The organism is Pedococcus bigeumensis (assembly GCF_039531795.1).
Lineage (GTDB): Bacteria > Actinomycetota > Actinomycetes > Actinomycetales > Dermatophilaceae > Pedococcus > Pedococcus bigeumensis.
The window spans coordinates 1-18,504 of record NZ_BAAAQS010000003.1; the positions used below are offsets into that span (position 1 = coordinate 1).

At 72.8% G+C, this 18,504-nt stretch carries 15 protein-coding genes and 1 tRNA gene; 6 read left to right on the plus strand and 10 right to left on the minus strand.

What is annotated here, in order from left to right; translation table 11 throughout:
* Positions 1 to 1,829, minus strand: a 1,829-nt coding sequence (locus ABD262_RS10615; RefSeq protein ID WP_344135377.1) for a GAF domain-containing SpoIIE family protein phosphatase, incomplete at its 3' end; no start/stop codon positions are given.
* Between the two features lie 247 nt (positions 1,830 to 2,076).
* Here ABD262_RS10615 and ABD262_RS10620 point away from each other — a divergent pair.
* On the plus strand, positions 2,077 to 2,988 hold the full coding sequence (locus ABD262_RS10620) for a universal stress protein (RefSeq protein ID WP_344135382.1): 912 nt from the start codon (positions 2,077 to 2,079) through the stop codon (positions 2,986 to 2,988).
* Between the two features lie 90 nt (positions 2,989 to 3,078).
* Here the strand turns inward: ABD262_RS10620 and ABD262_RS10625 are convergent, their stop codons facing one another.
* Entirely contained in the window at positions 3,079 to 3,855 is a 777-nt protein-coding gene (locus ABD262_RS10625; protein WP_344135385.1) for a C40 family peptidase, read from the minus strand.
* A gap of 625 nt (positions 3,856 to 4,480) precedes the next feature.
* Between ABD262_RS10625 and ABD262_RS10630 the strand changes: the two genes are divergently transcribed.
* Positions 4,481 to 4,963, plus strand: a complete 483-nt coding sequence (locus tag ABD262_RS10630; protein ID WP_344135388.1) for a hypothetical protein — start codon at positions 4,481 to 4,483, stop codon at positions 4,961 to 4,963.
* Positions 4,960 to 6,624 (plus strand): FAD-dependent monooxygenase, encoded by a 1,665-nt coding sequence (locus ABD262_RS10635; protein ID WP_425564846.1) that lies wholly within the window; start codon positions 4,960 to 4,962, stop codon positions 6,622 to 6,624. Before ABD262_RS10630 ends, ABD262_RS10635 begins: the two co-directional genes overlap by 4 nt.
* Before the next feature lie 39 nt (positions 6,625 to 6,663).
* Here ABD262_RS10635 and ABD262_RS10640 read toward each other — a convergent pair whose 3' ends face one another.
* A complete protein-coding gene (locus ABD262_RS10640; RefSeq protein WP_344135391.1) occupies positions 6,664 to 8,136 on the minus strand; it encodes a cyclic 2,3-diphosphoglycerate synthase in 1,473 nt (490 codons plus the stop codon).
* A gap of 253 nt (positions 8,137 to 8,389) precedes the next feature.
* On the opposite strand from ABD262_RS10640, the gene rocD reads away from it, so the two are divergent.
* The gene (gene rocD / locus ABD262_RS10645; protein ID WP_344138156.1) at positions 8,390 to 9,571 is read left to right on the plus strand and encodes an ornithine--oxo-acid transaminase; all 1,182 of its coding nucleotides are present in this window, start codon (positions 8,390 to 8,392) and stop codon (positions 9,569 to 9,571) included.
* A 139-nt stretch (positions 9,572 to 9,710) separates the two neighbouring features.
* Positions 9,711 to 11,135, plus strand: a complete 1,425-nt coding sequence (locus ABD262_RS10650) for a glycoside hydrolase family 3 N-terminal domain-containing protein (protein WP_344135394.1) — start codon at positions 9,711 to 9,713, stop codon at positions 11,133 to 11,135.
* A gap of 123 nt (positions 11,136 to 11,258) precedes the next feature.
* Here ABD262_RS10650 and ABD262_RS10655 read toward each other — a convergent pair.
* Positions 11,259 to 11,332: transfer RNA gene (locus ABD262_RS10655), tRNA-Thr, on the minus strand.
* Between the two features lie 106 nt (positions 11,333 to 11,438).
* Between ABD262_RS10655 and ABD262_RS10660 the strand changes: the two genes are divergently transcribed.
* Positions 11,439 to 12,233: an SIMPL domain-containing protein gene (locus ABD262_RS10660; RefSeq protein ID WP_344135397.1), complete on the plus strand. Its 795-nt coding sequence runs from the start codon at positions 11,439 to 11,441 to the stop codon at positions 12,231 to 12,233.
* Between the two features lie 123 nt (positions 12,234 to 12,356).
* Here the strand turns inward: ABD262_RS10660 and ABD262_RS10665 are convergent, their stop codons facing one another.
* From ABD262_RS10665 to ABD262_RS10690, 6 genes are all read right to left on the minus strand, one after another.
* On the minus strand, positions 12,357 to 13,907 hold the full coding sequence (locus ABD262_RS10665; RefSeq protein ID WP_344135399.1) for an alpha/beta hydrolase: 1,551 nt from the start codon (positions 13,905 to 13,907) through the stop codon (positions 12,357 to 12,359).
* 34 nt (positions 13,908 to 13,941) lie between these two features.
* Entirely contained in the window at positions 13,942 to 15,081 is a 1,140-nt protein-coding gene (locus ABD262_RS10670) for a DNA polymerase III subunit delta' (RefSeq protein ID WP_344135402.1), read from the minus strand.
* A complete protein-coding gene (gene tmk, locus ABD262_RS10675) occupies positions 15,078 to 15,695 on the minus strand; it encodes a dTMP kinase (protein WP_344135405.1) in 618 nt (205 codons plus the stop codon). Before tmk ends, ABD262_RS10670 begins: the two co-directional genes overlap by 4 nt.
* 150 nt (positions 15,696 to 15,845) lie before the next feature.
* Positions 15,846 to 16,463, minus strand: a complete 618-nt coding sequence (locus ABD262_RS10680; protein WP_344135408.1) for a response regulator — start codon at positions 16,461 to 16,463, stop codon at positions 15,846 to 15,848.
* Positions 16,460 to 17,878 (minus strand): sensor histidine kinase, encoded by a 1,419-nt coding sequence (locus ABD262_RS10685; RefSeq protein WP_344135411.1) that lies wholly within the window; start codon positions 17,876 to 17,878, stop codon positions 16,460 to 16,462. Before ABD262_RS10685 ends, ABD262_RS10680 begins: the two co-directional genes overlap by 4 nt.
* A complete protein-coding gene (locus ABD262_RS10690; RefSeq protein WP_344135414.1) occupies positions 17,879 to 18,427 on the minus strand; it encodes a hypothetical protein in 549 nt (182 codons plus the stop codon).
* Between the last annotated feature and the right edge of the window lie 77 nt (positions 18,428 to 18,504).

An 18,504-nucleotide genomic window follows, 5' to 3' on the forward strand; every position in this document is an offset into this window, starting at 1 on the left:
GCCGCGCCGCCGGGCGCCGCGCCGCCGGGCGCCGCGCCGCCGGGCGCCGCGCCGCCGGGCACGAGGGCCTGACGGCGCAGGGCCACCGCCGCGACGTCGTCGTCCTGCGTCTCGTCCCTGACCTGTTCCACCAAGCGGCCGAGAGCCGTCTCCAGGTCGCTCTCGGCGAGGAGGTGGAGTGCGCCGCCGAGCCGGGCGCGGCCGGCGTCGATGTCCTCGGTACGCCGCTCGATCAACCCATCCGTGAACAGCAGGACGGTGTCTCCGGGACACACCGTGACCCGCTGCGAGCCGCGGGTGTCGCCGGCGATCCCCAACGGGCCGGCATCGGCGCTGGGCAGCTGCTCGACCGACTTGTCGGCTCTCAGCAGGGTCGGTGCAGGGTGCCCGGCGTTGCCCACGAGAAGCTCGTCCCGCGCCGGGTCGACGAGCAGGTAGACCAAGGTGACGAGCTGGTCGTCGCCGTAGGCGGCCATCATCAGGTCGAGCTTGGCGAGCACGGCGTCCGGATCCGGGTCCACCGCGACATAGGCCCGGACCGCGGCCCGCATCTGGGCCATGGACGCAGCCGCCTCGACCCCTCTCCCCATCACGTCACCGACGAAGAGGGCGACCCGTCCGTCGGGCAGGGCCAGTACGTCGTAGAAGTCGCCGCCGACGCCGGTGCGACCCGATGGTGAGTAGTACGCCGCGACCTGACCAGCATCGAGCACCGGCAGGGCAAGCGGGAGGACGGCGTGCTGGAGCCGGACCGCCACGGCGAGCGTCTGGCTGTGGAGGTCGGAGTTGTCGATGGACACGGCGGCTCTGCGCGCCAGCTCCTCGGCGAACTCGACGTCGTCCTGGGAGTACCGGATCTTCGACTCGGCCCTGACCCACGAGATCACGCCCAAGGTCCGGCCGCGGGCGATCAACGGGACGGTGATCGCACTGTGCAGCGCCAGCTCCCGTGCGATGCGCAGGTGCTCGTCGTCGCGCGCGGCCGCGACCAGCATCTCGTCGGTGATCCGGGCGATGAGCTCGCTGCGACCGGTCCGCATCACCTGCCACGGACCTGACGCGGAGTCGGGGTCGCTCGGGTACCGCTGGGCCAGCTCGTGGGCGAACTCGACCTTGGCCGGGTCGACGTGCGCCACAGCCAGGCGACGCAGGCGGTTGTCCTTGACCAGGTCGATCGCGCACCAGTCCGCGAAGGTGGGGACCGCCAGCTGCGCCACCCGCGCCAGGGTCAACTCGTAGTCGAGGCTGCTCGCCAGCTCGGCCGAGGCCTCGGCGAGGAACGACATCTGCGCCTGCCGCACGGCTGCCCTGCCCTCAGCCTGGATGCGCAGGAGTGCCTGCGCGCAGCTGTCGGCGAGGATGTCGAGGAAGTCCAGCTCGGCTGCCTCGAACTTGCGCTGGCCGGGAAAGGACAGGCCGATGGCGCCCAGGGTCCCATCCGCGGTGTTCAACGGCAGGACGAGGATCGAGCGCTCTCCTCGGTCGATCCGCGGCAGGTCGGGATACGCCCGCAGGATCTCCGACCGACCGATGAGCATGAGGCGTCGCCGCGAGCGGATGGCGTCGGTGGCGGGCGTGGAGGTGCTCAACGGGAAGGACGCGTAGGCCTCCGCATCTCCGTCCATCCCGCCCCAGAGTCCCGCGAGGCGAACCTGGTCGGGTTCGACTCGCAGGCTCAGCGACGCGACGGTGGCCCCGACGGCCACGGCACTGTGCTCGACGACGATCCTCGTGACGGCCTCGGAGGTGGTCGCCTCGATGAGCTCGGCCGTCACGCGCGCCAGCCCGGTCAGGCGCGCGCCCAACGGGTCGTCTGGTGCCGAAGTCATGCCGCATGATCGCAGCACCGACCCCGGGGAATCTGACCTTTGGCCCAAACTGCGCCGGTCACGGAACGCGCGGCGCCAAGGGGGCACGCTCGGGTGTGGCCGACAGCCAGGGTGGGCGCAGGACGCCCGCGCGCACAGGGACTTCCGGCCCTCCCCCTTTCGCGGACAGGGCCGGATGCTCTGAGCAGGCCGAGCGGCAGTCCAGGAGTTCGGTGACCCAGCTGACTCACACCGTCGGAGGAACCTCATGGTCGACCAGCCCACGAACCAACGGTCCAAGGGGGTCGTCGTCGGGTACGACGAGTCCCCCAGCTCTGTCGCAGCCCTGGAATGGGCTGCCGAGACGGCACGGCGGTGGGGCACCACCCTCACCGTGCTGCACACCGCCGACATCGCCGCGGCGCCGGTCGAACCGGCATACGACGTCGACCGGCTCCCCGAGGCCGTCGGCGAGGCCGGGCGCGAGCTCTTGGCCGATGGGGTCGCTCGCGCGGAGAAGCTCATGACGGACTCGTCGCGGGTCGTCGGCGTGCTCGCAGTCGGGTCGCCGGCCGCCGAGCTCGTGCACGCCTCCGCGGACGCCGACCTCGTCGTCACGGGTAGCCGGGGGCGGGGGCCGCTCGCTGCGGGGTTGTTGGGCTCGGTGGCCTTCGCCGTGACGGCGCACGCCGCCTGTCCAGCCGTCGTGGTGCGCGCGGAGCCCCAGACCCACCTGGACCACGACCACCCGGTGGTCGTCGGCGTCGACGCGTCGCAGCCTTCGGAGCGTGCCCTCGACCTCGCCGCCGAGATGGCCGCCGTCTCAGGCGCTCCCCTGCACATCGTCCACGTCGCCCACGGGTTCTTCTCGCCGGACGCGCAGGCCTACGTCGAGAGCGCCAGGGCCGGCACCGAGCACACGAACGCGGTGCGCGCCCAGGCGGAAGACATCGTCCACCGAGCCGCTGACCGCGCGCGGGCAGCCTTCGCGAACCTGCCCATCGAGACCGAGGTCCTCTACGGCAGCGCGGGACACGTCCTCAGTCCCCTCGGCGAGCACGCGTCTCTCATCGTCGTCGGCACCCGGGGACACGGTGGGTTCGCAGGGCTGCTGCTCGGCTCGGTCAGCCACACCGTCATCCACGAGGCGCCGTGCCCGGTCATGATCGCGCGGGCCTGACCGGAGCATCGCGCGGGCCTGACCGGAGCAGCGACTGGATCACGAGCGAAGGTGGCGGTCAGCTCACTAGCGAAGGTGGCGGTCAGCTCACTAGCGAAGGTAGCGGCGAGCGCCGGCGAACTGCGCTGCGTACTTCGGTGTGCTCATCGGGATCGTCTGCACCGTCTGACCGGTCGCCGGCGCCTGCACCATCAGGCCGCTGCCGGCATACATCGAGACGTGGTGCACGTATCCCGTGCTCGTGGCGTAGAACAACAGGTCACCCGGTGAGAGGTCGCCGGAGGCCACCCGCCGACCCCCGAGCGCCTGCGCGTCGGCATCGCGGGCGATCACGATGCCGTGGACCCGGAACACCAGGGAGGTCAGTCCCGAGCAGTCGACCCCGAAGCCGGAGCGCCCCGCCCACAGGTAGGGCAGGCCGGTGAACGACTTCGCTGACGCGACGACCGACGACGTGGGTGATCTAGCCGGGGTCCCGACCGCGTGCTGGATCACACTCGCCGGGTCGATCCGTCGCACGAGGCCACCGGGGAGCCCCACCCGGAGCCACCCGTCGCGGCGACCGAGCACGGGCAACCTGGTCCCGTAGCTGACCTCGACCAACCGTCCGGCGGCCGAGGAGTCGGCCCTCAGCCAGGACGTGCGCGCCACCACGGTGGCCGACTCCAGCTTCGAGGGTGGGGCCTCGGCGACCAGCTGCCGAACGGGCACCCACCCCGGGTAGCCGCGCCGGTCGAGCGGTGTGGGTTGGTCGGGTACGACGACGTGGGCCCACGTGCCGCGGATGGTCGTGACCTGCACCCGGTCACCCAGGAGCGCCTGGCTGTCGGCACGGCCCTGGAGACCGCGTCGGTCGGCCAGGCTCATCCCCGCAAGCCAGGCGCGGATGCCGGCCGGGGCTCTCAGTGCGGGGCGGTCCACGAGCCGGGGCGAGGACGGACTGCGCCAGAGGGTCGCGACCGAGACACTCACCCAGGCCGGTCGACCGGGCCGCAGGGCCGGCGGTGAGGTCGGTGAGGTCGGGCGAGCCGTGGTGGGGCGGGGGCGCGATGACGGGGGCACGGCAGGCGTGGAGGGGGTCGGCCGCGTCGTGGTCGGGGGCGTCGTCCTCGATGGTGCTGTCGTGGTCGAGGTCGTGGACCTCGTGGTCGGCGCGACCGTGCCGGTGGAGGTGGGGGAGCTGGACGCAGAGGGAGTCGGTCCGGCACACGCGCAGATGGCCAGCACCAGCGTGGCGGCTGAAGCAGCGACCCTCAGGTTCACGAGTCGATCTTCGCGCCTCCGCAGCGCGCGCAGAGGTGCCGAAGGTCCTCCCGTCGCCCGGCCACGGGCGACGGGACCTTGGCCCCTCCCGTGTCAGGGGCGGCGCCACTACGTCTAGGTGATGGCGATCCCCAGGACCACCGGGCCGAGCCCAGCCCCCAGACTCCCCGCGTGGCGGGCGGTGGGTCGCTGTGTCGTCGCGAGCTTCACAATGCTGGCGCGGCGGAGGGTGCACCTGTCCCGGGAGCACGTCGGCCACACCCTCGGCTTCGCCGACGGGAGCACGACCCGGGTGTACCGCGAGACCGTGGTGCACGCGGCGGAGACCGCCGAGCCGTGCATCCTGGTGGTCGCCTTTCGGCTCCGTCTCGTGCGCGGCGGAGGGCATCGGCTGTTCGAGGTCGAGAGCCTGCTCAACACGCCGCTCTTCGTGGGGTTCCCCGGATTCGTCTCCAAGCTCTGGTGCGCCCATGACGACCACGACGTCTACCGGGGCGTGTACGAATGGGATGGCGCCGAGCGGGCCGAGCACTATGCCGGGTCGTTGTGGCGGGTGCTCGAGCTCGTGAGCGTGCCGGGCTCGATCCGGTACCGGGTGCTGCCCGGGCTGCGCCGCGACGAGGTCCTGGCCGATCCCAGCCGGATACAGGGCGCTGCCCACGACGCCGACCGCACCGACGCCGGGTGGTGGCGTCTCGTGGGGGTGACGTGACGACTCCGGGTGACACGGCGACTCCGGGTGACACGGCGACTCCGGGTGACACGGCAACTCCAGCCCACCTGAGGACTCGGGCCGACCTCCTGGTCGTCGGCGCCGGGCCGACCGGGCTGACCGCGGCACTCGAAGCCGCTGCTCACGGCGCCAGCGTGCGGATCGTGGACCGTCGGCTCGAGCGCTGGCGACCGTCCCGCGCGATGATGCTGCACTCCAGGGCGCTGGAGTGCCTGCGCCCACTGGGCGTCACCGACGACCTTCTCGGGCGGGCCGACACGACCCCCGAGCTCCGCCTCCACCTCGGGCGACGCTCGCTGTCCGTCGGGCTCGACCAGGTGGAGCTCCCCGACACCGCCTTCCCACACCTGACACTCGTGCGACAGGCCGACGTCGAGGACGTCCTGTGTTCGGCCCTGCTCGCGCGGGGTGTCGAGGTCGAGTGGGGCGTCGAGCTGGTGGGCCTGACCTCGTCGTCGGGAGGGAATGCGGTGCGGGCTCGGCTGCGCTCGCCGCCGGGAAGGCCCGAGGAGCACCACTGTGTGTTCGTCGCCGGGTGCGACGGTCAGTCGAGCCTGGTGCGTCACGCGCTGGGCGCGCAGTGGCGGGGTGCGCCGTACCGTGTCGAGGCGGTCCTCGCCGACCTCGAGCTCGACGCAGACCTCGACCCAGGGGCGCTGCACGTAGCCGTGGGTGCGCGCGGCCTGACCTTCCTCTTCGCGCTCGGCGAAGGGACCAGCTGGCGGATGCTCGCCACCCGCCCCGCCAGCACCCTCAGCGCTGGACCCTTCGGCCAACCAGGTCCCGCCGTGCCGGACGATGAGCTGGGGCAGCTGCTGGCCGGGTCCGGGCTGGGCGCGACGCTCCGTGAGCTGCGCTGGTCGGCGCGGGTCCCCCTCCAGCACCGGATCGCGAGCACGTTCCGCCACGGTCGGCTCGTCGTCGTGGGTGATGCCGCACACGGCCACTCGCCGGCCGGGGGGCAGGGGATGAACAACGGCATCCTGGACGCCGTCAACCTCGGATGGAAGCTGGCGTTCGCCGACCCTGAGCAGCCCTGCGACGTCCTGCTCGACTCCTACGACCAGGAGCGACGGCTGGCCGCTCGCCAGGTGCTCGCCCTGACCCACCTCCTGTTCTTCGGCGAGGCTTCTCCGCACCCGGTCGCACGGTGGGCGCGGGGCACCCTGCTGCCGTGCAGCTCCCCCGTGCTCCCTCTCCTGGTGCGCCGGCGTCGCCTGATGGCTGCAGGGGTCAGGCTCCTCGCACAGCCCTTCGTGCGGTACCGGCACAGCCCCCTCTCGGTCGACGGAGCGCCCGGTGCGGGTCACTGGCCGCGACCCGGCGACCGCCTGCCGGACCAGGCGGTCGAGGTGGGCGGACGACCCGCGCGCCTGCACGACCTGACGGCGATGCCCGGTGTCCACCTCCTCCTCGAGCGTGAGGCCGCGACCAACCGCGTCCTCGTCGGGCGGCCCGGTCCCGCACCACGGATCCACGTGCACCGGCTGTCGAGCCACGCGGGGACAGCGGTCGTCGGGATCCGCCCCGACGGCTACGTCGGGTTCCGCAGCGGCGCCGGGTTCCGCAGCGGCGCCGGGGACGCCGAGCTGGTCGGCTGGCTGAGGCTCGTGGGGGCGTTGCCGGAGCAGACCGGGTGAGCCGACGCCCGATGGGGCCGGTGCCGCCCCTTTCCGACCTCAGCCGGTCCGGCGGTCGGCGACCGACGGAGCCGTGGAGCCCGCCAGGGGCAGCGCGGCCCGCACCGCGGCGGCCAGCCCCCCTGCAACGACCTCTCGGAGCTCGTACCGCGCCCGCACGACCGGCACCCGCGCCGACAGCACGCGCGTCAGGTCGATGGGCGTGCCGCTCACGACCGCCTCGCACGCGCCCGCTTCCACCGCCGCCGCGATCGTTGCCTCGAGGTCACGCACCTGCGCGGTGCCGTAGCCCATGGCCGGCAGGACTCCGTGGGCGTTCGGGTACTTGGCGTACGTCGCCTTGATGGAGCCCACGGCATACGGCGTCGGCTCGACGATCTCGGCGGCACCGGCGGCCTTGGCGCCCACCACGCCCGCCCCGAAGGTCATCGAGCCGTGCGTGAGCGTCGGGCCGTCCTCGATGACGATGACGCGCCGCCCGCGGATGGCGGCGGCGTCGTCGACGGTCACCGGGCTCTCGGCCCGCAGGACGGTCGCGGTGGGGTTGAGGGCGCGCACCGACGCCTCGACCGCCTCGATGTCCTCGGTCCGCGCCGAGTCGCACTTCGCGATGACGACCACGTCCGCCATGCGGACGTTCGCCTCCCCCGGGTGGTATGCCGCCTCGTCACCGGGGCGCAGGGGGTCGGCGAGGACGATGTGCAGGTCAGGGGCGAAGAACGGCAGGTCGTTGTTGCCGCCGTCCCACAGGATGACGTCCGCCTCCTGCTCGGCCTCGCGCAGGATCCGGGTGTAGTCGACTCCGGCGTAGACGACCCCGCCGGCATCGAGGTGCGGTTCGTACTCCTCGCGCTCCTCGATGGTGCAGTCGTAGCGGTCGAGGTCGGCGTAGGACCCGAACCGCTGGCAGGCCTGGGCGGCGAGGTCGCCGTAGGGCATCGGGTGCCGGACGGCGACCACCCGCAGGCCCTGGCCGCGCAGCATGGCGGCCAGGTAGCGGGTCGTCTGGCTCTTCCCGACCCCGGTGCGCACGGCCGTGACGGCGACGACCGGCTTGGTGCTGCGCAGCATGGCGCGCCGCGCGCCGTGCAGCCGGAAGTCCGCGCCCGCCGCGATGCAGCGCGAGGCCAGGTGCATGACCTGCTCGTGGCGGACGTCGGAGTAGGCGAAGACGACGGCGTCGACGTGTTCGCGGTGCAGGAGCTCGGCCAGCTGCGCCTCGGCCACGATCGGGATGCCGTCCGGGTAGGAGGGCCCGGCCAGCCCTGCCGGGTACCGGCGCCCGTCGATGTCGGGGATCTGCGTCGCCGTGAAGGCGACGACCTCATGGGTGGGGTCGTCACGGAAGACGACGTTGAAGTCGTGGAAATCGCGTCCGGCCGCGCCGAGGATGACGACCCGGGTGCGGGCACGGCCGGGGTGGGCCGGACTGCTGTGGGGTGTGCCGCTGTGGGGCGTGCTGCTGTGGGGCGTGCTGCTGTGGGGCGTGCTGCTGTGGGGCGTGCTGGTCATGACGTCTCCCCGGTCGGGTCCCGGACGGGATCGACACACCCACTGCGGGTGCTGCTGGTGTGGACCCGCCGGCTCCAGTCTCCCACCGGCGTCGAGGGCCGCCGCGGTCGCGAGCCGACCAACTTCCACTCGCCCCTACACCGCGCGGCCCTCCCGATGGGATCATCGGAGGGTGAGCGAGACGGTCGCGCCTGCCGGGGCCGGGGACGGAGCTGGTCCGACGCCGACCCCGGGCTCCCCCACCCACGAGCACATCTCCGTGGCGGAGGACTGGGTCGCGGGCAACTACAGCCCGTTGCCGGTCGTCATCGCCCACGCCGAGGGCGCCTGGGTCACCGATGTCGAGGGGCGCCGCTACCTCGACGCCCTGGCCGGCTACTCGGCCCTCAACTTCGGTCACCTCCACCCGCGGCTCGTCGCTGCGGCGGCCGCCCAGCTCGACCGGCTCACGTTGACCAGCCGGGCCTTCCACAGCGACCAGCTCGGACCGTTCTGCCGTGACCTCGCCACGTTGGCGGGCAAGGACCTCGTGCTCCCGATGAACACCGGCGCCGAGGGCGTCGAGACCGCGATCAAGCTGGCACGCCGCTGGGGCTACGAGGTCAAGGGTGTGCCCGACGGACGGGCCCGCATCATCGCGATGGCCGGCAACTTCCACGGCCGCACGACGACGATCATCAGCTTCTCCGACGACCCTGTCGCGCGGGAGCACTACGGGCCCTACACGCCGGGTTTCGACCTGGTGCCCTTCGGGGACCTCGCAGCGCTCGAGGCGGCGATCACCGACGAGACGGTGGCAGTGCTGCTCGAGCCCGTGCAGGGTGAGGGCGGCGTGATCATCCCCCCGCAGGGCTGGCTGCGTGACGTTCGCGAGCTGACCCGTCGCCGCAACGTGCTCATGGTCGCTGACGAGATCCAGTCCGGGCTCGGGCGGGCGGGCGCCACCTTCGCGTGTGACCTCGAGGGCGTCGTGCCGGACGTCTACGTCCTCGGCAAGGCCCTGGGCGGCGGGATCGTCCCGGTCTCGGCGGTGGTCGCCGACCGCGACGTGATGGGCGTCTTCACCCCGGGGAGCCACGGCTCGACCTTCGGCGGCAACCCGTTGGCGGCCGCGGTCGGTCGCGCAGTGGTGGCCCTCCTCGCGACGGGCGAGTACCAGGAACGGGCTCGCCGGCTCGGGGCTCAGCTCGAGTCAGGGCTGCGCGAGCTGCTCGGACACGGGGTCGAGGCGGTCCGGTGCCGGGGCCTGTGGGCGGGGATCGACATCGACCCGGCCCTGATGTCCGGCCGCGAGGCCTCCTACCGGCTCCTCGGCCGCGGGGTCCTCGTCAAGGACACCCACGGCTCGACGATCCGCATCGCGCCGCCACTGGTGGTCGAGGAGGCGGAGATCGAGATCATCCTGCAGGCCCTCCAGGCCGTCCTGAGGCCCTGACCCGCCCTGCCTGTCGCGGGCCGGGTCCTGGTCGGCGCAGCCGCCGGCCGACCAGCGCCAGGGACAACCTCGACCGGCCGCGGGGCGTCGTAGTGTTCGAACAGGCAGAAGCGTCCATCGAGCCGAGGTGGTGGTCCCCATGCGGACCCGTTCCCGTCTGAACCGTGGTCTGGTCATCGCCGTGGCGACGGTCGTCGTCTCGGGCGTCGTCTCGGGCGTCGCGCCGGCGGTCCCCCGAGCGGAGGCCGGCACCCCGGCAACGCTGGCCCAGGCGGCATACACCCGGATGAGCGACGCTCAGCGCATCGGCCAGCTGTTCATGGTCGGCACTCCGGCCACCGGCCTGTCGTCCGCGGCGGCGACCGCGATCGGGACCTATCACGTCGGCAACGTGATCCTCACCGGCCGGTCCACCGCCGGAGCCGCAGCGATCCGTGCCCTGACGGCTCGCCTGGACCGGTTGGCGACCGGCACCGCGACGTCCGGTGTCCCGCTGTGGGTCGCCACGGACCAGGAGGGCGGCTACGTCCAGGTGCTGCAGGGCAGCGGGTTCTCACGGATGCCGACCGCCCTGACCATGGGGACCTGGTCGACGACCACCCTGACGTCGTCGGCACGCACCTGGGGGCGGCAGCTGCGCCGTTCGGGTGTGGACCTGAACCTGGCCCCGGTGCTGGACACGGCGCCTGCCTCGACTGCGTCGAAGAACCCACCGATCGGCTACTGGCAGAGGGAGTTCGGCCACACCCCGAGCGTCGTGACGACCAAGGGCGGTGCCTTTCTCTCCGGCGAGCGGGCCGTTGACCTGGCGATGACCGCCAAGCACTTCCCGGGGCTGGGCTATGTCACCGCCAACACCGACACGACCGCAGGCGTCAAGGACTCGGTCACGACGACGACCTCCGGGTCGATCGCGCCGTTCCGGTCAGCCGTGGCGAACGGCGTCCCGGTCGTCATGATGTCGTCGGCGATCTACACCCGGATCGACGGGTCACGGCCGGCAGTGTTCTCGCCCACCGTGGTCACCGGCCTCCTGCGCACCACCCTGGGCTTCCGCGGCGTCGTCATGAGCGACGATCTCGGCAACGCCAAGGCCGTCGCCGCCTGGTCAGCCGGCGACCGCGCCGTCCGCTTCATCGACGCCGGCGGTGACGAGGTGCTGACCGTCAACGCCTCGACCATCCCGGCGATGGTGGCTGCGGTGCGGGTGCGTGCCGCCGCCGACCCGGCGTTCCGCGCCAAGGTCGCGGCAGCGGTGCTGCGGGTGCTCACGGCCAAGGCTGCCGAGGGGCTGCTCGGCGCCCGGCTCTCGCTCGACGGAGTCCTCAGCGCCCGGACGATCTCGGCACTCCAGCACTGGCTGGGCGTCACGGTCACCGGGGCGCTCAACCCGACGACGGTCCGGGCGCTGCAGACCCGGGTCGGCACCACGGCGGACGGTGTCTGGGGACCGGCGTCGATGCGGGCACTCCAGCTCTACCTGGGGATCGCGACCGACGGTGCGCGCACCTGGAACGCCCGGACCGTGACGCAGCTGCAGGCCTACCTGACCACCCAGATGTGAGGTCCCTCCACCCCCGGCTGGCCACCTCGGCCCGGGCTGGCGGCGCCGGGCCGGGCTCCGTGCACCGGGCCGGAGCTCTCTGCAACCAGGAACGCCCCCCAGCTGACTGGGGGGCGTTCGCTGAGCCGCCTATCGGAATCGAACCGATGACCTATTCATTACGAGTGAATCGCTCTGGCCGACTGAGCTAAGGCGGCAGGTGCCCGAAGGCACGGACGATGAGTATACGGATGACCCGGCAGATTTCCGAACCGGCTCAGCCCGCCCGCGGAACCGAGCCACGCGGCATACCGTCCCATCGCCATGAGCACCCAGCAGATGTCCCGTGGAGCGGTCGCCGCGGCGACCGCGGTACTGCTCGGAGCGGCCTTCTGGGTCGGCTCCCACTCCGGCCGCGAAGCCTCGGCCGCACCGCTCGTCTCCTATCCGATCACGACCAACCCCGGCAGCACCGGCGTCCCGGCCACCAGCCCCGGAATCACCGTCACCGGCACCTCGGAGGTGGCCGGCAAGCCCGACACCCTGCGTCTCGACCTCAGCGTCCAGACCCGGGGCGACACGGTGGCCAAGGCCCTCGACTCCGCCAACTCGATCACCGCCCGCGTCCAGTCGTCCCTGACCAGGAACGGCGTGGCCGGCAAGGACATCCAGACCTCCGACCTGCAGGTCCAGCCCGAGTACTCGTACCCGACCAACGACAGCCCGGTCGTCAAGGGCTACACCGTCACCGAGGGCGTGACCGCGACCCTGCGCAACCTCGGCAAGTCAGGCAACGCGATCTCCGCAGCCGTCAGTGCGGGCGGAAACGCCGTGCAGGTCAACGGGATCAGCCTCGACCTCGAGGACAACGGCAAGCTCCTCAGCACCGCCCGCGACCGGGCCGTGGCCAATGCGAAGACGAAGGCCGAGCAGTACGCCAAGGCCTCCGGACGCGACCTCGGGGCCGTGGTCAGCATCTCCGAGACCGTCTCCGACCCGCCACCGGTGGCCTACGACGTCCGCGCCATGGCCAGCAAGGACAGCGCGGCACCGGTGCCGATCCAGCCCGGGAGCGAGAACGTCGGCGTGACGGTCACCGTCGTCTACGCCTTCCGCTGAGCCAGGCCGCAGCCCGGCGCAGCGTGGGTGGGCCGGTGGTCACCGAGGCAGTGACCGCCGGCGCACCTCAGTGGATGGTCATCGACGCAGTGACCGCCCTGTACACCTCACCGGTTGGCTGGGTCAGCACGTGGTGTTGTCGGCGGGGACCTTGCCCTTGGAGTAGTAGTCGTTGACGGCGTTGTCGATGCACTTGTTCGAGGAGGTGTAGGCCGTGTGGCCGTCGCCGTCGAAGGTCAGCAGCCGCGCGTTGGCGAGCTGGTCACGCTCGCGCACGGCCCATTCGTAGGGGGTCGCGGGGTCGCGGGTCGTGCCGATGACCACGATGGGGCCGCTGCCCTCAGCGCTGATCTTGCGTGGACCGTCGCCCTTCACCGGCCAGCTGATGCACGTGGCGGCACCCCAGGCCAGGGCGGGACCGAAGACCGGGGCCTTGACACTGGCCTTGGCGACGAGGTCCTCGTAGAACTTCGCGTCGGTGCTGCCCGGGTTGTCGAGGCAGCTGATCGCGTAGAACGCCTCGAGCAGGTTGGAGGTGTACTTCCCGGTGGGGTTGCGCCGGGCGTACTCGTCGGAGAGCAGCATCAGCTTGGTGCCGGTGCCTTCGGTGACGACCTGGCGCAGCGCGTCGGTGAGCGGCTTCCACAGCCGGGTGTCGTACATCGCCTGGGCGACCCCGAGGGTCGCCCAGCCCTCGGTGAGCTCGGACTCCCGCCCGTCGCGCATCGGCACGGGGGTGGTGTCGAGCCGCTTCAGCAGGTCGCCCAACCCTGACATCACCGCGGACTCGGAGTCGCCGAGGGGGCAGCTGCCCCGGTCGACGCAGTCCCTGGCCCACGAGTGCGCCGCGCGCTCGAAGCCCTCCGCCTGGCCCACGGCCGACTCCTCCCAGGTCAGGTCGGTCGGGAGCACGCCGTCGAGGACGAACCGCCCGACCAGCTGGGGGAACAGCCCCGAATAGACCGCGCCGAGCTGCGTGCCGTAGGACTTGCCGAGGTAGTTGAGCTTGGCGTCGCCGAGGGCCGACCGCAGGATGTCCATGTCCTTGGCCGTCTCCTCGGTGGAGATGTGGGCGAGGAGCGGGCCGGTGCGCTGGAGGCAGCCCGCGGCGAGCACCTTCATCGAGCCGAGGTACTTCGTGACCTCGCTCGGGTCGTCGGGCGTCGGGTCCTGGGCGAGGAAGCCGTCCATCTCCTGGTCGGACAGGCAGTCGACCGGGCTGGAGCGCTGCACGCCGCGAGGGTCGAACCCCACGACGTCGAACCGCTGCCGCACCGGCTTGCCGACGATGACGTCGGCGGCGCGGGCGTAGTCGACACCCGAGGCGCCGGGGCCGCCCGGGTTCACGACGAGCGAGCCGAGCCGCTGCGACTTCTTCGTCGCGCGCATCCGCACCACCTGGAGGGTGATCGCCTCGCCGTCGGGCTTGGCGTAGTCCAGCGGGACGGACAGGGCAGCGCACTGCCCCAGGCCGCAGCCCTTCCAGGCCAGCGTCTGTCCGTAGAACTTCGCGAGCGCCTCCGACCCGGCCGGGGGTGTGCGGGCCGTGCTCGGCAGCGGCGTGACGGGGGGCTTGGAGCTCCCGCCGGGCAGGGAGCAGCCGGCCAGCCCGGTCGACAGCCCCATGCTCAGGGCGGCGGCCGCGGCTACCAGGACTCGTCGCCTCACAGTCATGCGTTCGACCGTATCCCGCGTGGCTGGGGACGGCTCAACGCGGCACGCGCAGCGAGATCGCCATGGCCTCCAGCGCGAGCAGCGGCGCGACGTTGAGGCCGATGCGCTCGCGGGCGGTGCCGATGGCGTCCATCGCCTGGAGCAGCTGCTCGGCGCTCATCGACCGGGCGACGCCCTGCACGATCGGCAGGCTGTCCTGGTTGACCAGCCCGAGCGCGGCCCCGCTGTGCAGGATCAACGCGTCGCGGTAGACCGAGAGCAGGTCGACCAGCGACCGGTCGAGCACGTCGCGGGAGTGTCGGGTGGCCCGGGCCTTCTGCTCCTTCTCGAGCCCGGAGAGCTGGCTGCGGATGTGGGGCGGCTGGGTGCGCGCGGACGGGTCGGCCCCCAGCACCTCCATCAGCCGCTGCCGCTCCGCGGTGTCGCGCTCGGCGGCCGCGGCCGTCGACTCCTCGTCGGCGATGGACGCCAGGTCGGCGGCCGCTCCGATCGCGTCGCCCACCCCGTGGATCCGCCCGGCGAGGCTGATCACGTCGCGCCGTCGGATGCGGGCGCCTTCGTCCCACGCCAGCCGGCGGGCGAGGCCGACGTGGCTCTGGGCCGCCCGCGCGGCATACATGGCCATCGGCATCTCGACGCCGTCGCGACGGTGGAGGAGCTCGGCGACCGCCTCGGCGGGGGGCGTGCGCAGGCGCACGTGGCGCGAGCGCGAACGGATGGTGATGACGACGTCCTCGAGGGAGGGGGCGCAGAGGATCCAGACGGTGCGGGGCACCGGCTCCTCGATCGCCTTGAGCAGCGCGTCGGCCGCCCGCTCGGTGAGGCGGTCGGCGTCCTCGACGATGATCACCCGCCACGGGCCCACCGAGGGGCGCAGAGCCGACATGGCAGCCAGCTCGCGGGCCTGCTCGACCTTGATCGAGAGCCCCTCGGTGGCGATGACGTCGACGTCGGCGTGCGTGCCGTCGACCGAGGTGCGGCACTCGCGGCACTCGCCACAGCCGTCCAGGGGGCACTCCAGCGCGGCCGCGAAGGCGCGGGCCGCCACGGAGCGTCCGGATCCCGGAGGACCTGTGAGCAGCCAGGCGTGCGTCATCGACGTCGGGTCAGTCACCGCCCGCTGGAGCGTGGCGACGGCCGAGTCCTGCCCGATGACGTCGCGCCACACGGTCACGGCAGGGCCCCCATGGCGCGCAGCCGGGCGAGGACCAACGCATGGATCTCGTCAGGGCTGAGGGTGCCGTCGACCACGACGTAGCGCTGCGGGTTGCCCTGCGCCATCGCGAGGTAGTGGGCGCGGATCGCGTCGTGGAAGGCGTCTTCCTCGGCCTCGAGCCGGTCGTGGACGTCGCCCCTGCGCCGGCGACCCTCCGCCGCCGAGATGTCGACCACCACGGTCAGGTCGGGCACGAGGTCGTCGACCGCCCACATGTTGAGGTCATGGATCTCCTGGGCGCCGAGGTCGCGGCCGGCTCCCTGGTAGGCCACCGAGGAGTCGGTGTAGCGGTCGGTCAGCACGACCTCGCCACGCTCGAGCGCCGGCCGGATGAGCTGGTCGACGTGGTGGGCCTTGTCCGCGGCGAAGAGCAGCGCCTCGGCCCGCGGGGCGACGTGGTCACCGTGGAGCACCAGGTCGCGGATCTCACGGCCCAGCGTGGTGCCGCCGGGCTGACGGGTGACCGTCACCGTGCGGCCGGCGGCCTCGAAGGCGTCGCGCAGCAGGGCCACCTGGGTGGACTTGCCCGCGCCGTCGCCGCCCTCGAAGGCGATGAAGAGTCCGTCGGTCACGGGCCGAGCCTAGGCCAGCGGGGGGACAGGACCTGCGGGCGAGGTGTGCGTCGACGACCTCGAGGTCGGGCAGGGCCAGGACGAACACGTCCTCGGACGCAGGGGTATGCCGGGTGCCCGGCTCGGGCCCGCGGCATATCCGAGCGGCGGTCAGGCGTCGAGGTTGTCGCGGGCCCAGAGGGCTGCGCTCGTGCGGTCGAGCACACCGATCTGGCGGAAGACCCGACCCAGGTGGGCCTTCACGGTGCGCTCGGTGATGCCGAGGGCGCGCCCGATCTGCTTGTTGGCCAGACCGTCCGCCACCAGCCGGAGCACTTCCTGCTCGCGCGGGCTGAGCCCGTCGGCGGCACGGGTGCCGGGCTCGGGCAGCAGGACCCTCGCCACCCGCGGGTCGAGGGGGACGTGCCCGGCCGCCGCGGCGCGGACCGCGGCCAGCAGGTCGGCCGGCTCGCAGTCCTTGAGCTGGTAGCCGACGGCACCGGCCTCGAGCGCCTCGCTCACGCGACGCCGGTCGGAGAACGACGTGAGCACCACGACCTTCGCGCCGGGGACCGCAGCCAGCACCTCGCGGGTGGCCTCGGCCCCGTCCATGACGGGCATCGACAGGTCCATGAGGACCACGTCGGGCAGGGTGGCGACCGCCACCGCCATGGCCTCACGACCGTCAGCCGCCTGTCCCACCACGGTGACGTCGTCGCTGGCCTCCAGCAGGGCGGCGAGGCCGGTGCGGACCATCGCGTGGTCGTCGACCACCACGACGCGGATCACGACGCCACCTCCGGTGCCATCACCAGTCGCCAGTGCGTGCCTGCCCCCGGGCGGGACGCCACCTGGAGGACGGCTCCCGCGTCGCTGGCGAGGTCGGCCAGCACGCGCAGGCCGAAGTGGCCCTCCGGCGGCGAGTCCAGCCCCGCTGCGTCGAAGCCCGGTCCGTCGTCCAGCACGTCGAGCACCACGGCACCATCCTCTCGGGCGAGGCGGATCGTCGCGGCGCAGGGGGCAGCGTGCTTGGCGCTGTTGCGCAGGCACTCCTGCGCCACCCGGTGCACCAGCCGCTCCTGGTCCTGGCTCAGGCCGAGGTCGTCGGCCCCCTCGACGTCGACGTGCACGGTGAGCCCACGGGAGGCCCCGGACTGGGCGAGGTCGACGAGCGCCGTGGCGAGGCCCGCGCTGGCCAGGCTCGGTGGGTAGATGTCGACGAGCAGGGTGCGCAGGGTGCGGATGTTGCCCCGCACCGACGCCGCCAGCCCGCGCAGGTCGTCGGCCAGCCGCGGCTGCCCGGCCGACTCGGCCTTGGCGGCCGACCCGGCGGCGACGAAGGCCGACGCCACGAGGTCCTGGACCGGGCCGTCGTGCAGGGTACCGGCGATGCGGCGCCGCTCCGCGTCCGAGGCCTCGACGGTGCGCTCGAGCAGTCGTTCGCGCTGGCGTTGCCCCTCGCCCAACCGCCGCAGCAGCCGCCAGAGGATGGGCGCCGTCAGGACGACGAGCATCAGCAGGCTGCTGACGGTGACACCGGCGAACCCGCGCCACAGCTGGCTGCTGCGCTGGCTGACCGAGTCATAGGGCGAGTACGTCTCGAACAGCAGCTCGCGACCGCCGGGAGTCCACACCGGCCGGTAGACCTCGAGCGCGCGCCCCCCGGTCTCGAACTCGTTCTCGGTGGAGTCCAGATGCGACACCTCGGCCTTGGTCTGCGGCTGCGAGAGCGCCACCCGCTGGTCGGCGCTGAGGGGGAACGTGCGACCCACCAGCTGCGGCTCGTCGGCGTAGAGGACCCGCCCCTGCGGCGACCACAGCTTCACCCGGGTGATGCGGGGACCGAGCACCCGCTCGCGCACCACGGCGTCCATGGCCGTCACAGCGGCGGGGTCGCCGTCCGCCAGGGCGTCGGTGAGGGAGGGGGTGATCACGGCCTCGGCGAGGACGTCCGCGATGGTCGCGGCGTCGGTGACCGCCTCCCGCTCGGCGAGCCGCTGGGCGGCCCACGAGCCGAGCAGCCCGACCACCAGCAGCACCGCGGCCAGCCCGCCCACCACCTGGGTGACCACCCGGCGCGGGCGGACGGGCGGCTGCGCGTCGGCGCTCTCGCGTCGACGCGAGACCGTCACCCAGGGCGCAGCCTCGACCGCCTCGACGCGCAGGGGCTTGGTCGAGGCGGCCGGGGAGGTGCGTTGGTCCACTCAGTCGTCGCTTCCGTGGCCGCCGTGGTCGTCCGAGCCGCTGTCGTCGGACCCCGAGTGGTGGGAGCCCGAGTCGTCGGAGCCGCTGTCGTCGGACCCCGAGTGGTGGGAGCCCGAGTCGTCGGCGCCCGAGTCGTCGGAGCCGCCACCCGAACCGGAGCCCGAGCTGTCGTCCGAGCCGGAGCCACCCGAACCGGAGTCGCGGTCGTCACCGGGCTCGGTGCGCTGGTCGCGCGGGGTCCGCCCGCCGTGGTCGTCGCCGGCCTCGGTGGTCCGCGTGCCACTCGGGCGGCTGGTGGACGTGGCCGTGGCCGAGTGGTCGTCGCGGTCGTCGCCGGGCTCGGTCCGCTGGTCACGGGGAGTGTCGCCGCCGTGGTCGTCGGTGGTGGTCGTGGCGCCCGGTGCCGGCGTGCTCGCGGTGACCACCTCGGCGCTTGCCGGGACGCGGACCGGCACCGCCTGGGAGAACGAGGCATTGCCCCACAGCCCGACGGCCGCGGGGACGAGTGCGGCCAACAGGGCGACCAGGGTGATGGTGGTGCGCTTCATGACGGATCCTTCCGTACTGGATTGTGACGGATCCACAGTGCGGCCGGGCCGTGGTCGCGCGATATTGGGCGATGGTC

Excerpts from the sequence above, each read along its gene's own strand:
- ABD262_RS10620 (WP_344135382.1), top strand. The coding sequence starts at position 2,077 with ATGGTCGACCAGCCCACGAACCAACGGTCCAAGGGGGTCGTCGTCGGG.
- ABD262_RS10625 (WP_344135385.1), bottom strand. The coding sequence starts at position 3,855 with ATGAGCCTGGCCGACCGACGCGGTCTCCAGGGCCGTGCCGACAGCCAG.
- ABD262_RS10640 (WP_344135391.1), bottom strand. The coding sequence starts at position 8,136 with ATGACCAGCACGCCCCACAGCAGCACGCCCCACAGCAGCACGCCCCAC.
- ABD262_RS10650 (WP_344135394.1), top strand. The coding sequence starts at position 9,711 with ATGCGGACCCGTTCCCGTCTGAACCGTGGTCTGGTCATCGCCGTGGCG.
- ABD262_RS10660 (WP_344135397.1), top strand. The coding sequence starts at position 11,439 with ATGAGCACCCAGCAGATGTCCCGTGGAGCGGTCGCCGCGGCGACCGCG.
- ABD262_RS10665 (WP_344135399.1), bottom strand. The coding sequence starts at position 13,907 with ATGACTGTGAGGCGACGAGTCCTGGTAGCCGCGGCCGCCGCCCTGAGC.
- ABD262_RS10690 (WP_344135414.1), bottom strand. The coding sequence starts at position 18,427 with ATGAAGCGCACCACCATCACCCTGGTCGCCCTGTTGGCCGCACTCGTC.